This is a genomic window from Dyella sp. 01L423 (assembly GCF_056399945.1).
Genome location: NZ_JBFTSI010000002.1, coordinates 588748 through 600779, shown reverse-complemented (window position 1 = coordinate 600779; position 12032 = coordinate 588748). Strand labels below are relative to the sequence as shown.

The window sequence follows — 12032 nt, the reverse complement described above, 5'->3', positions numbered from 1 at the left end:
GGCTTACTCGGCCCGCGTCACGCTCAGGCCCGAGCGCTTGAGCGCCAGCGCCAGCGCGTCGGCCAGGTTGGCCTTGGTCACGATACCGCCGAGATCCAGGCCCAGGTGCACGATGGTCTGCGCAATCTGCGGGCGAATACCGCTGATGATGCAGTCCGCGCCCATCAGGCGGATTGCCGTCACCGTCTTCAGGAGATGCTGGGCGACCAGCGTATCGACGGTGGGCACGCCGGTGATGTCGATGATGGCGATGTCCGAACCGGTTTCCACGATACGCTGCAGCAGCGACTCCATCACCACCTGCGTACGCTGCGAATCGAGCGTGCCGATCATGGGCAAGGCCAGCACGCCATCCCACAGCTTCACCACCGGCGTGGAAAGCTCGAGCAATTCCTCCTGCTGGCGGCGGATCACTTCTTCGCGCGATTTCTGGAAAGCGCGGATCGTGTGCATGCCCAAGGTGTCGAGCAGCTCGGAGATCGACCAAACCTCGGCCGACAGCGCCGCGGGATCGCTCGCATACGTCTTCTGCAGCAGGTCGAACAACGGGCGCTTCAGCGAAAATATGAAGTGCGCCGTGTGATGGGAGTCGAAGCCCTGCATCGCGCGGCTGCGCGACAGCGTTTCGAGGAACTGGCGCGATTCGGCCCATTCGCTCTTGGCCAGGTCGGCCACATCGCCAGCGGCCGAGGCGCTCACCAGCAAGGCAAGAAACTCCTTCGCCTGGCGACCCACGTCATCGCGGCTGATGCGGTTGTCCGACAGCGAACCACCCTGCTCCAAGTTCGAGATCCACCCTTCCAGCAAGGTGGGCTCGTTCTTCTTGATCGCGTCGATGGTTGCCGGCTTGAGAATCGACATTAGGCAATCTCCCCGTTGAATTCATTCATCATCCGGGATCAAGTGGAGCTTGGGAATAGGCGCGCAAGAAAACTTCGATGTGTATGGAAATTTGACACGCTGTTGACGTTCGCGCCTTTAGACAGATCGGTTACGGCCTTTGGTCCACCAGGCGACTTCATGAGTTCCGATCACGTCCTGACCATCCTGCTCGTCGAAGACGACGACGGCATCCGCGCCATTGCCAGCGTGTTATTGGAGTCGGAAGGCCATCTCGTGCATGCGATGGCCAGTGGCGAGCTCGCCAGCGAATGGCTCAAACAAAGCCAGCCCGATGTCCTGTTCACCGATATCAACCTGCCCGGCGGCATGAGCGGCGCGGAACTGGCGCGGCTCGCACGACTGGCCCAACCGGGGTTGCGCGTCCTGATGACCTCGGGCGAGGCCATACCCGATCCTGCCTGGCTGGCATCGGGCAGCCACTATCTCAACAAGCCTTATGACCGCCGATCGCTGCTTGCCGCCATCGAGGCCACGAGCAAGGTGGCGGCCTGATCGATCAAGGCCTCGCAGGTGGAGCGCCCATGCCCACCTCCGCCACCATGCGCCGAATGCGCTGCAGCACCCACTCGTGATCGTCACGCGCGGCATTGCGCAGCACCTCTTCGGCCAGGCCTGAAAACTCCTGCCAGAACAACGGTGGCTCCGGATATTTCCGGGCCAGGTTCTGCGCATAGCCTTGCAATCGATCCAGATCGCTATCGAGGTTGTCGCGATTCTTGGTCATGATGATTCAACGACTCATCGGGAGAAGGGCTTCGGCGCATCTCTCACAGGCGCTTTGAACTTGTAGCGATGCGGCGTTATGCAACGCGTCGCGAATGTGTCGGCTAAGCGTGATTCGCGCGGCCTTCGAGCCGCACATGCAACGCCAGCCAAACGCAACAGACGGATCTCAGCTCTCTTCGGATGTTTCACATTTGAGCGGCAGTGCGCTCACGAGCGGATCGCCATCGTCAGGGCACACCCCACGACGAGGTTAGCCCCATGAGTCAGCACGACCACGAAATCAAGGTACTGAACGGCCTGATCGAAACCACCATCGATAGCGTCGATGGTTACGCCGAGGCAGCCAAGGATGCGGAAAATGCCCAGTTCCGCGATCTCTTCCTCACCCGCGCCGCCGAGCGCCGCCAGGTAGCTGCGCGTCTGCGCGAAGCCGTGCGTCGCGAAGGCGGCGAGCCTGCCGACGATGGCACTGTGCTCGCATCGGCCCATCGCATGTTCACCGGCCTGCGCAGCTCCATGAGCCACGGCGACAAGGCGGTGATCGAGGAAGTGGAACGCGGCGAGGATCACATCAAGGCCAAATACGACGAAGCGCTCAAGGACGACAAGCTGTCGCTGTCTGCGCGCGAATCCATCCAGCAGGCCTATACCTCGGTGCGCCAGGGCCATGACCAGATGAGTTCGATCAAGCACGCCGTGCAGTAAGCAATCGCTTTCGCTCCATCCGATGACCAGCGAGGGACGGCATGCCGTCCCTCGCTGCTGTTTACATCTGCGGCTGCTGCTCCGGCGGCGGCACCGGGTCGCCCACTGCCGGCGGTTGCGGCTCGGGATCGGTCAATGGAGGACGCGCCGGCGTGGGCACCGGTGGTTCCGCTGGCGCGGGTGGCTCGACTGGGCTGGGCGGTGCCGGCGGCTTGACCGGATCGGGTGTAGGCGCAGGCACCTCAGCGTGCGCGACGTACGTGGCGAATTTCTCGACGATCATCGTTCGACTCCTGCATGGACGCATTCATCGTCACCATTGGCGATTGAACTGCGTGCACGCGCTGCGTGAATGCGCGTGTTCACGGCGCGCCGTATCGGAACGATTCATCACCCTGTACACACCCTCGTGATCTGTACAACCGCAGCTGACTTTCCACATTGAAATTTGACCGGCTGGTCACTTGTCGGCGCGTAATTCTCGTTGTCACGCCAACGGAGGACCGACGCATGAAGACGCGTGCCATCACTTCCCTCGCCATCGTCCTGATGACCTTAACGGGCGCGACGTTTGCGCAGACGCAAACCCGCACCGTTTGCGAAGACGTGCCGGTGAAGCAGGTCAATTCCAGCGACACCCATCGCGTCGCGGGCACGGCCATTGGCGCCGTGGCCGGCGGCGTGCTCGGCAATCAAGTGGGCGGCGGTAAGGGCAAGACGCTCGCCACGGTCGGCGGCGCCGTTGCTGGCGGCGTGGTAGGCAACCAGGTGCAGAAATCGCATCAGGACAAGAACGCCACCTACACCACCGAGCGCCGCTGCCATCAGGAGCAGTACTGATCCCTGTTGCATCACCGTCCATCCATAGCCCTTAGGAGAACCCTGCATGCAAACGTCCGTCTATTGCATGGCCCGCACCTCGGAGCAGGCTGAAGTGATCCTGCTGGAACTCAAGCAGGCCGGCTTCACCAACAACGATATTTCCGCCCTGCTGCCCGATCGTCGCGGCACCAAGGATTTCGCCCACGAACACAACACCAAGGCGCCGGAAGGCGCGACCGCGGGCGGCATCGCCGGCATGGGCGTCGGCGCCGCACTGGGCTGGCTGGCCGGCGTCGGAGCGCTGGCGATACCAGGCGTCGGGCCCTTCATCGCAGCCGGCCCGATCATGGCGGCACTCAGCGGCGCGGCGGTCGGCACCGCCACCGGCGGCGTGGTCGGCAGCCTGGTGGGACTGGGCATGCCAGAGTTCGAGGCCAAGCGCTTTGACGCGAAGATTCGCGAAGGAAACATCCTGATTTCCGTGCACACGGAAAGCGGCAAGCAAAAGGATGTGGCCAAGGACGTCTTCAAACGCAACAATGCGGACGATATCTCGACCGCTTCGGAGGCTCGCGTTCATTGAGCCCGGGCCGACTTTGACGCCAGCTGACTCGGTCCAGCGACAGCAACGAGGTTTTCACACGTGGCTCACGACCGGAACGATTTGATCCGGTCATTCACCACGTACAGCACAGTGGGGGCAAAGATATGCACGCCAAGAAACGTCGATCCGGTTTCGTGATCCTGGTGGAAGACAACCGCCAGAACGCGCAGGCCACGGGTGAATACCTGGAAAGCCAAGGCTATACCGTCGATTACGCCTACGATGGCATCACCGGCCTGCACTTGGCTTCGTCCAACGATTACGACGCCGTCGTGCTCGACGGCATGCTGCCTGGCATGGATGGCTTGGAAGTCTGCCGCCGCCTGCGCACGGAGCACAAGCTGGCCGCGCCCATCCTGATGCTTACCGGCCGCAACACGCTGGATGACAAGGTCGCCGGACTTGACACCGGTGCCGACGATTACCTGTGCAAGCCCTTCGATTTGCGCGAGCTCGAGGCACGCCTGCGTACGCTCATCCGTCGTGAGCGCCGCCAGGTGTCGCGTGAAGTCCTTACGGTCGGCGACCTCACCTTCGACACCGGCACGCTGAGCGTGACGCGTGCCGAGCAGGAACTCACCCTGTCGCCGATCGGACTGCGCCTGCTGGCCATCCTGATGCGCGAATCGCCGCGCGTGGTCAGCCGCTCCCGCCTCGAACGCGAGGTATGGGGCGAATCGCTGCCCGATTCGGATACGTTGCGCTCGCATCTCTATATCTTGCGACGCGCGATCGACAAGCCGTTTGCCAACCCGTTGATGCACACCTTGCCGACGGCCGGTTATCGCCTTGCCGACCTCTCGCCGGCCGCCAAGGGCGCAACGCCGAAGGCATCGGGCACGACTCTCGCGATGGCCTGATACAGCGTCCAGGCACCCATACGACGGCCGCCGAGCGATCGGCGGCCGTTCTTTTTTCCTGTAACCATGACGCCGAACATCGTCTCCACGCAGGCTCCACTTTCAACCACGCAAAGTTCAAGGCACGGACCAACACCGCCCCGCGCAAGCAAAACATCAAGCGCAAGCGCCGCGATACCCGCCTTGCCGATTGCATGGCATGCAGCCACGGGCTCATGCGCCTCACGACAATCGCCCGGCATACCGAATGGACGCGCCCTTCCATCGATGACGCCACGCGGCGCCGTCCGCCATCAGCGAGGTGACCGTGCGTATCGCCCAGATCTCACCGCTCTATGAATCGGTTCCGCCGAAACTCTATGGTGGCACCGAGCGCATCGTTGCGTACCTGACCGACGCGTTGGTCAGGCGCGGCCACGACGTCACCTTATTCGCCAGCGCCGACGCTCAAACGCGGGCGCGATTGTGCGCGACACGTGCGCAATCGATCCGGCTCGATCCGTCGCCGTTGAAATCCGACCTGGCAGCGCACCTGACTTTGATGCACGAAGTGCAGCGGCAGATCGATCGATTCGACGTGCTGCACTTCCATATCGATCTGCTGCACCTGCCCGCTTTCGAGGCCGTCGCCTCGCGCACAATCACTACACTGCACGGCCGACTGGATCTGTCCGACCTGGGCGACGCCTATGCGCGCTGGCCCCAGTATCCACTGGTTTCCATTTCCAGGCAGCAGCGGGCGCCCATGCCCAATGCGTCCTGGATTGCCACCGTGCCACACGGCATACCGGCCGAGCTCTATCGCGCGCATACCCAATCGGGCGAGGGCTATCTGGCCTTCCTCGGACGCATCTCGCCGGAGAAGCGCCCGGATCGTGCGATCGCCATTGCGCGCCGTGCCGGCATTCCGCTGCGCATTGCGGCCAAGGTGGATGCGGTGGATCAGGCGTACTTCCACGAACATATCGCGCCCATGCTCGACGATCCGCTGGTGCAGTACGTGGGTGAGATCAGCGACGCCGAAAAAGAGGCCTTCCTGGGCAACGCTCGTGCCCTGCTGTTTCCGATCGACTGGCCCGAGCCATTCGGGCTGGTGATGATCGAGGCGATGGCCTGCGGCACACCGGTGATCGCATGGAACTGCGGATCCGTGCCCAGCGTCGTCGACGACGGCTTGACCGGCTTCATAGTAAACAGTGAGGACGAAGCGGTCGAAGCCGTCAAACGCATCCCCAGGCTCAACCGCAAGAGTATCCGTAGCGTCTTCGAACGACGCTTCACTGCCGACGTCATGGCGGCCGCCTACGAGACGGTCTACCGCCAGGCCTTGATGGAGTCGGCCGATCTTCGCGCGGTAGGAACCTGAGCGGATGAATGAAGACGCGTTTACTCCCAACGAGATAACCGACAGCCTCAACATCGGCGAAACACGAGCGATGTTTGCGCTCAAGGCGGCGCACAGCTTTGCCGTGAGCGATGCACGCGGCGACATGCTGGGCGGCGCCGAGGGCATGTTCCGCAACGATACCCGCGTGCTTTCGCACTGGATTCTGGAACTGGGCGGCGAACGCCCTTCCCTGCTCAGCGGCGCGGTGAGCCACGACAACGTGCTGTTCACCGCCGACCTCACCAACGAGCCCTTGCCACCGACGGGTGGCAAGGCAGCGCCCGCGGGCGTGATCCATGTGCAACGCACCCGGCTCTTGTGGGACAACCGCCTGTTCGAGCAGATCCACCTGCACAACTTCGACGACAGCGACCTGACGGTATTGGTTCGGCTGCGCTTTCATGCCGATTTTCGCGACATCTTCGAAGTGCGCGGCATGGCCCGCAAACAGCGCGGCGAGTCGCTGCCCGCCAAGCTCCATGGCGATCACGTCCAGCTCGGTTATCGCGGACTCGATGAGGTGTTGCGCAGCACGGTGATTTCGTTTTCCGAAAAGCCGCATCAGCTGGCCGCGCAGCGGGCGGACTTCGAGCTGGCCATACCGCGGCTGGGCAGCACCTCGCTTTACCTCGAGGTGGGCGACGAATATCTGCGGCCCACGCGTCAGCGCTATCGCAGCGCAGCCGCCGCCGCACGCGCCACCATGCGCCGGCGCCGCCATCGTGGCGCCTGCCTCAAGAGCAATTCGCGCCTGTTCAACAACTGGCTGGATCGCTCACGTGCCGACATAGCGCTGCTGGTGGCCGACCTGCCTACCGGCCCCTACCCTTATGCAGGCATCCCCTGGTTTTCCACGCCGTTCGGACGCGATGGCCTGATTACGGCCTTGCAGACGCTATGGGTGGATCCCAGCCTGGCGCGCGGCGTGCTGGCTTATCTGTCCAGTCGACAAGCCACGGAAACCTCGGCGTTCCGCGATTCGGCGCCGGGCAAGATCATGCACGAGACGCGCTCAGGTGAAATGGCCTCGCTGGGCGAGGTGCCCTTCGGTCTCTATTACGGCGGCGTGGACAGCACGCCGCTGTTCGTGATGCTGGCCGGCGCCTATGCGCAGCGCACCGCCGACTACACCTTCATCGACCAGCTATGGCCCTCGCTCAAGGCCGCCATGGGCTGGATCGAAACCACCTGCGATGCACACGCCCACGGTTTTCTCGCCTATTCGCGCGGCGCCGAGGGCGGCCTGGTGAACCAGGGCTGGAAGGACAGCAACGATTCCGTATTCCACGCTGACGGGCGCATTCCGCAAGGGCCGATCGCCTTGATCGAAGTACAAGGCTATGTCTACGCCGCACTGCGCAGCATGGCCAAGCTGGCCGAGCACCGCGGCGAAAGCGAATGCGCCACACGCTGGCGCACCCGCGCCACCGCCATGCGGCATGCGGTGGAAGAGCTGTTCTGGGACGAGGAGATGGCCAATTACGCGATTGCCCGCGACGGCGACGATTCGCTATGCCGCGTGCGCGCATCCAACGTGGGGCATCTGCTGTACACGGGGCTGCCACGCAAGAAACGGGCGCGCCAGGTGATCCGCCAACTGAGTTCGGCGGCCTTCGATGGCGGTTGGGGCATCCGCACGCTGGCGAACGAGCAGGCACGCTATAACCCCATGTCCTATCACGACGGCTCGGTGTGGCCGCACGATGTCGCCATGGGCGCTGCAGGCATGGCGCAGTACGGCGAGCGCGCCGATGTGGTGCGCCTGGTCGGCGAGACTTTCGAGGCCGCCACGTACTTCGGCATGCGTCTGCCGGAGCTGTTCTGCGGCTTCCCGCGCCGCGCCGGCGAGCCGCCGGTGGCCTATCCGGTGGCCTGCATGCCGCAGGCCTGGGCAGCGGGCACCATGTTCATGCTGATGCAGGCCTGCCTGGGCGTGGAAATCGACGGCCGCCGTGGCATCGTGCACGTGCGCCGGCCACGCCTCCCCCAAGGCATCGACCGATTGGTCGTCAACGGCCTCGAGGTGGCCGGCGAGCAACTGGACCTGGGCTTCGAACGCATCGGCGGACGCGTGGTGACGTTCCGCGAACGCGGCGACAACGACCTGCGCATCCAGGTTGAGCAATAACGCTTAGAACATCGGATAACACCCCTGCACCCCGTGCGTGGTCAGCATGGCGCCGATGCGTGCGGTCAACCAGTCCTGATCGAGCGGATCGCTGCGCTGCATCAGCTCGTCGGCGAGCTCGGCGAAGCGCGGCCAGAATTCGGTCGCCGAGGGATGCGCCTGCAGCAACGAGGAAACCTCGATGTCCAGTTCGTCGAGGCTGCGTTCCAGACGTAGTCGATTGGGCTTCATGCGCGGAGCGTAAGCCCGGATTCATCACGGCGATGTGGGATTTTTGCGAGCGAGGCGTCTTGCTAAAACTGCCGGCGCCACGCCAGCACACGGTCCGGAAACAACCCGGCCAGTGGCACTTCGACTGCATCGCAGGCGTCCATCACGTAGGCCAACGAACGCGCCGCCTCGCCCCGTTGCAGTTCAGGTGGCATGTTGAACGCCTCGTACTCGACCGCCTCCAGCATGCGCAGCGACCACTCGTACAGACCGTCGCCTTGACTCAGGAACCACTGCTGCAGCCAGCTCTTGAGCGAATACAGCGGCAGGTCATCGCGCGCCGATATCTCCTGCAATTCGGCAGTCACCTCGGGACAGGCGCCGCGCAGCCATTCGCTGTAACCGGCAGCCGCATCGGGTATGACCAGCGGTGCGGGCGAACGCTGCCCGGCATGCCGCAACAGGATGCTGCGCTCCACCTGGCGCGCCTGCGCGAGACGCTCGGTTTCCAGCAGCAAGCCGCGATCCAGATCGAACACGTAGAAAAAACGTCGATGCAGGGTGCGCATGCGCACGAGCGGCTGCCGAGAGTAGCCGACCTTCACCAGGTCCTGCTCCCGCCACGGCAGCAGGTAGACGAAGGTACGCCCCTTGCTGAGCGTCCTGGGCATGACGAATTCATCCATGCGCACGATGGTTGCACAGGCATCGCCTGGACCGAAGCCCATGCCGCGGTCACAAAAGCCAATCAGGCGATTCACGCTGCCCGTGAAAGCCTCGCCGCATGACCGTGAACAAGCACTCAGCCACCCGCCCCGAACGCGACGCCGCGTCCGAAGGCCTGGTCTACATGCGCGGCGACGAGCCCGGCCTGCGTCGGCGTCGCCAGGGCAAGGGTTTTGTCTATCTCGACTCGCGCGGGCATCGCATCACCCAGGGGCGCGTGCTCGATCGCATCCGCCTGCTTGCCATACCGCCTGCCTACGTCGATGTCTGGATCAGCGCCAACCCGCGCGGGCACCTGCAGGCCACCGGTCGCGACGCCAGGGGACGCAAGCAGTATCGCTACCATGCACGCTGGCGCCGCGTGCGCGATGGCGGCAAGTTTTCGCATATGGCCGAATTCGGAGCGGCGCTGCCGCGCATCCGGCGGCGTGTGCGCCTCGATCTCGCCCTGCCCGGCTGGCCCAAGGACAAAGTGTTGGCACTGCTGGTGCGGCTGCTCGATGAAACCCTGATCCGGGTGGGCAACGAAGCTTATGCCGCCGATAACGGCAGTTACGGTCTCACCACGTTGCGCTCGCGCCATTTGCGCACCGAAGCAGGCAAGCTGCACCTGATTTTTCGCGCCAAGAGCGGACAGCAGAGCGACGTGACGCTCAGCAATAAACGCCTGGCCCGCCTGTTGCGACGCGTCCAGCAGTTACCAGGGCAACGCCTGTTTCAATATGTCGACGATGACGGCAAGCGCCATGCGGTCGACTCGGGCATGGTCAACGCGTATCTGCATGAGGCCAGCGGCGGCGATTTCACCGCGAAGGATTTTCGCACTTGGGCCGGTACAGTGATGGCGATCGGCCTGCTCGCCGAACAGCCCGCCCCACCCGATGCCAGCGAACGGCAGCTGCAGGAAGCGATCAACCTGGTCGTGCGCGAAGTGGCCGACGCGTTGCGCAATACACCCAAGGTCTGCCGCACGTCGTACATCCATCCGAAGGCGTTCGAGGGATGGAAGGACGGGAGCCTGCAACGCCTGGTACCTGCGGCGGTGGTGCATCAATCGAGAAAGCTTGAAAGCGCTGCCCTGCGTTTTCTGAAACATCGCCCGCGCACGCGCTGAGTGGTCACTTCTCCGTGACAACAGCCGGCCGATGCATGCGCCGATAGTCCGCGGGCGTGACGCCGAGTTGGCGCATGAAGGCACGGCGCAGGCCGTTTGCATCCGCATAGCCGCACAAACTGGCTACGCGCTTTGGCGGCTCCTGACCCAGTTCCAGCAGTCGACGCGCCGCTTCCACGCGCACCTGTTCCACGTACTCCGCCGGCGGCACGCCCACTTCCTGATGGAATACACGCGCGAAATGACGCGGACTCAGTCCCGCACGCTGAGCCAGCGCTGCCACCGAGTGATCCTCGCCGGGATGGGCGCCGATCCAGCGTTGCAACTCCTGGATGGCGGCATGTCCCGCCAGCTCCGCTTCACCGTGCCGGCTGAACTGCAATTGCCCACCGGGACGCTTGAAGAACATCACCAGCTCACTGGCTACTTGCATCGCCACCTCGCGGCCGAGATCTTCCTCGACCAGGGCCAGCGCGAGATCCATGCCCGCCGTCACGCCCGCCGCGGTGCATACCGGACCATCGCGCAGATAAAGCGCATCGGGCTCGACCTGGATCTCGGGATAGCGCTCACGCATCACGTCGACCACGCCCCAATGGGTCGTGATGCGACGCCCGCCGACCAGGCCGCTCGCCGCCAGCACCAGCGCGCCATTGCACACGGAGCCATAGCGCCGACTGCGCCTGGCCGCGCGCCGCAACCAGTCCAGGGCGCTGAGATGGACCGGCGCATTGGCCATGCCCGGTGCGCCGGCCACGAGCACGGTATCGAAGCGCGGCAGAGGATCACGAAGGGTCAGGTCCGGCATCAGCCGCACGCCCGACGAACTTTCGATCGCGCGCGTGGAGGTACCCACCACCAGCGGCTGATAAACCGGCTTGCCAACGCGTCGATTCGCTTCGGCAAACACGTCCAACGGGCCGGACACATCCAGCAGCTGCACGCCAGGAAAGGCAAGGATGGCGATGGTGCGGATCATGGGCGCCTCCAGCATGCGTCCGTCGTGGCAGCAAAATGGCATAATTTGCTACTTTGAGTCAAATCATGCCGGTCTACTTCCGCGCTCCAATGGTGTGACCAAGGCGGCATGCCTATGCCGACCACTACGGAGCATCCATCATGACCACGATTGCAGGTGTTGCCATTCCGGACAGCCAGCTCGCCAGGGAAGTCACCGACCTGGTACGCGATACCGAAACCGACCTCCTTTACCACCACTCGCGCCGCGTGTTCCTGTTCGGCTCACTCACCGGCCGCGAGAAACAGCTGAGCTTCGACCCCGAACTGCTCTATATCGGCGCGATGTTCCACGACATGGGACTGATGCCCGCCTACAGCAGCCCGGACCACCGTTTCGAAGTGGACGGCGCCAACGCAGCCGCGGACTTCCTGCGCCGCCACGGCATTCCCCAGCAGAGCATCGACTTGGTGTGGACGTCGATTGCGCTGCACACGACGCCCGGCATTCCCGAATTCATGCGCCCTGAAATCGCGCTGCTCACCGCCGGTGTGGAAATGGATGTGCTTGGACTGGGCTTCCCCAACGTCGCCGACGGCGACCGGGCCACCGTGGTGCAAGCCCATCCGCGCAGCCCGCAGTTCAAGCAGGACATCATCGAGGCGTTCTACCAGGGCATCCGCCACAAGCCGGATACGACGTTCGGCAATGTCAAAGCCGACGTGGTGGCCCTGAAGGAACCGCACTTCCACCGCGGCAACTTCTGCAGCGTCATCCTCAATTCGGCGTGGCCGGGCTGAGGCCCCCTCTTCTTGTAGGAGCGCACTTGTGCGCGACCGCAGCGCCCGGGTGTACCGCGTCGCTGGCTGGTCGCGCGCAAGTGCGCCCC

General features: G+C 63.9%; 15 protein-coding genes. 9 read left to right on the top strand and 6 right to left on the bottom strand.

The window, feature by feature from the left end; translation table 11 throughout:
- Positions 1-3: 3 nt before the first annotated feature.
- Complete coding sequence (locus AC1DMY_RS09410) at positions 4-861, bottom strand: STAS domain-containing protein (protein WP_477164679.1); 858 nt, start codon at positions 859-861, stop codon at positions 4-6.
- Positions 862-1020: 159 nt separating this feature from the next.
- Here AC1DMY_RS09410 and AC1DMY_RS09405 point away from each other — a divergent pair, with 159 nt between their 5' ends.
- Positions 1021-1395: a response regulator gene (locus AC1DMY_RS09405; protein ID WP_477164678.1), complete on the top strand. Its 375-nt coding sequence runs from the start codon at positions 1021-1023 to the stop codon at positions 1393-1395.
- Between the two features lie 4 nt (positions 1396-1399).
- Here AC1DMY_RS09405 and AC1DMY_RS09400 read toward each other — a convergent pair whose 3' ends face one another.
- Positions 1400-1627: a hypothetical protein gene (locus AC1DMY_RS09400; protein WP_477164677.1), complete on the bottom strand. Its 228-nt coding sequence runs from the start codon at positions 1625-1627 to the stop codon at positions 1400-1402.
- Positions 1628-1887: 260 nt separating this feature from the next.
- Here AC1DMY_RS09400 and AC1DMY_RS09395 point away from each other — a divergent pair, with 260 nt between their 5' ends.
- On the top strand, positions 1888-2334 hold the full coding sequence (locus AC1DMY_RS09395) for a ferritin-like domain-containing protein (RefSeq protein ID WP_477164676.1): 447 nt from the start codon (positions 1888-1890) through the stop codon (positions 2332-2334).
- Positions 2335-2395: 61 nt separating this feature from the next.
- On the opposite strand, the gene AC1DMY_RS09390 is transcribed toward AC1DMY_RS09395, so the two are convergent.
- Positions 2396-2617 carry a hypothetical protein gene (locus AC1DMY_RS09390; RefSeq protein WP_477164675.1) on the bottom strand — a complete coding sequence of 74 codons (222 nt, stop codon included), beginning with the start codon at positions 2615-2617 and terminating at the stop codon, positions 2396-2398.
- A gap of 266 nt (positions 2618-2883) precedes the next feature.
- Between AC1DMY_RS09390 and AC1DMY_RS09385 the strand changes: the two genes are divergently transcribed.
- From AC1DMY_RS09385 to AC1DMY_RS09365, 5 genes are all read left to right on the top strand, one after another.
- Complete coding sequence (locus tag AC1DMY_RS09385) at positions 2884-3174, top strand: glycine zipper 2TM domain-containing protein (RefSeq protein WP_477165007.1); 291 nt, start codon at positions 2884-2886, stop codon at positions 3172-3174.
- A 46-nt stretch (positions 3175-3220) separates the two neighbouring features.
- Positions 3221-3739, top strand: a complete 519-nt coding sequence (locus tag AC1DMY_RS09380) for a hypothetical protein (protein WP_477164674.1) — start codon at positions 3221-3223, stop codon at positions 3737-3739.
- 125 nt (positions 3740-3864) lie between these two features.
- Complete coding sequence (locus tag AC1DMY_RS09375) at positions 3865-4620, top strand: response regulator transcription factor (RefSeq protein ID WP_441602242.1); 756 nt, start codon at positions 3865-3867, stop codon at positions 4618-4620.
- A 307-nt stretch (positions 4621-4927) separates the two neighbouring features.
- Complete coding sequence (locus AC1DMY_RS09370) at positions 4928-5986, top strand: glycosyltransferase family 4 protein (RefSeq protein WP_477164673.1); 1059 nt, start codon at positions 4928-4930, stop codon at positions 5984-5986.
- Positions 5987-5990: 4 nt separating this feature from the next.
- Entirely contained in the window at positions 5991-8135 is a 2145-nt protein-coding gene (locus AC1DMY_RS09365) for an amylo-alpha-1,6-glucosidase (RefSeq protein ID WP_477164672.1), read from the top strand.
- A gap of 3 nt (positions 8136-8138) precedes the next feature.
- Here the strand turns inward: AC1DMY_RS09365 and AC1DMY_RS09360 are convergent, their stop codons facing one another.
- Both AC1DMY_RS09360 and AC1DMY_RS09355 read right to left on the bottom strand, forming a co-directional pair.
- Entirely contained in the window at positions 8139-8366 is a 228-nt protein-coding gene (locus AC1DMY_RS09360) for a hypothetical protein (protein ID WP_441602245.1), read from the bottom strand.
- Between the two features lie 62 nt (positions 8367-8428).
- Entirely contained in the window at positions 8429-9106 is a 678-nt protein-coding gene (locus tag AC1DMY_RS09355) for a GIY-YIG nuclease family protein (RefSeq protein WP_477164671.1), read from the bottom strand.
- A 23-nt stretch (positions 9107-9129) separates the two neighbouring features.
- Here AC1DMY_RS09355 and AC1DMY_RS09350 point away from each other — a divergent pair, with 23 nt between their 5' ends.
- The gene (locus AC1DMY_RS09350; RefSeq protein ID WP_477164670.1) at positions 9130-10185 is read left to right on the top strand and encodes a DNA topoisomerase IB; all 1056 of its coding nucleotides are present in this window, start codon (positions 9130-9132) and stop codon (positions 10183-10185) included.
- A 4-nt stretch (positions 10186-10189) separates the two neighbouring features.
- Here AC1DMY_RS09350 and AC1DMY_RS09345 read toward each other — a convergent pair whose 3' ends face one another.
- On the bottom strand, positions 10190-11164 hold the full coding sequence (locus tag AC1DMY_RS09345; protein WP_477164669.1) for a GlxA family transcriptional regulator: 975 nt from the start codon (positions 11162-11164) through the stop codon (positions 10190-10192).
- Positions 11165-11304: 140 nt separating this feature from the next.
- On the opposite strand from AC1DMY_RS09345, the gene AC1DMY_RS09340 reads away from it, so the two are divergent.
- The gene (locus AC1DMY_RS09340; RefSeq protein WP_477164668.1) at positions 11305-11943 is read left to right on the top strand and encodes an HD domain-containing protein; all 639 of its coding nucleotides are present in this window, start codon (positions 11305-11307) and stop codon (positions 11941-11943) included.
- Positions 11944-12032: the final 89 nt, after the last annotated feature.

Coding starts and splice junctions, on each gene's coding strand:
- AC1DMY_RS09405 (WP_477164678.1), top strand. CDS start 1,021: ATGAGTTCCGATCACGTCCTGACCATCCTGCTCGTCGAAGACGACGAC.
- AC1DMY_RS09360 (WP_441602245.1), bottom strand. CDS start 8,366: ATGAAGCCCAATCGACTACGTCTGGAACGCAGCCTCGACGAACTGGAC.
- AC1DMY_RS09350 (WP_477164670.1), top strand. CDS start 9,130: ATGACCGTGAACAAGCACTCAGCCACCCGCCCCGAACGCGACGCCGCG.
- AC1DMY_RS09365 (WP_477164672.1), top strand. CDS start 5,991: ATGAATGAAGACGCGTTTACTCCCAACGAGATAACCGACAGCCTCAAC.
- AC1DMY_RS09340 (WP_477164668.1), top strand. CDS start 11,305: ATGACCACGATTGCAGGTGTTGCCATTCCGGACAGCCAGCTCGCCAGG.
- AC1DMY_RS09380 (WP_477164674.1), top strand. CDS start 3,221: ATGCAAACGTCCGTCTATTGCATGGCCCGCACCTCGGAGCAGGCTGAA.
- AC1DMY_RS09410 (WP_477164679.1), bottom strand. CDS start 861: ATGTCGATTCTCAAGCCGGCAACCATCGACGCGATCAAGAAGAACGAG.
- AC1DMY_RS09400 (WP_477164677.1), bottom strand. CDS start 1,627: ATGACCAAGAATCGCGACAACCTCGATAGCGATCTGGATCGATTGCAA.
- AC1DMY_RS09390 (WP_477164675.1), bottom strand. CDS start 2,617: ATGATCGTCGAGAAATTCGCCACGTACGTCGCGCACGCTGAGGTGCCT.
- AC1DMY_RS09385 (WP_477165007.1), top strand. CDS start 2,884: ATGACCTTAACGGGCGCGACGTTTGCGCAGACGCAAACCCGCACCGTT.
- AC1DMY_RS09395 (WP_477164676.1), top strand. CDS start 1,888: ATGAGTCAGCACGACCACGAAATCAAGGTACTGAACGGCCTGATCGAA.
- AC1DMY_RS09375 (WP_441602242.1), top strand. CDS start 3,865: ATGCACGCCAAGAAACGTCGATCCGGTTTCGTGATCCTGGTGGAAGAC.
- AC1DMY_RS09345 (WP_477164669.1), bottom strand. CDS start 11,164: ATGATCCGCACCATCGCCATCCTTGCCTTTCCTGGCGTGCAGCTGCTG.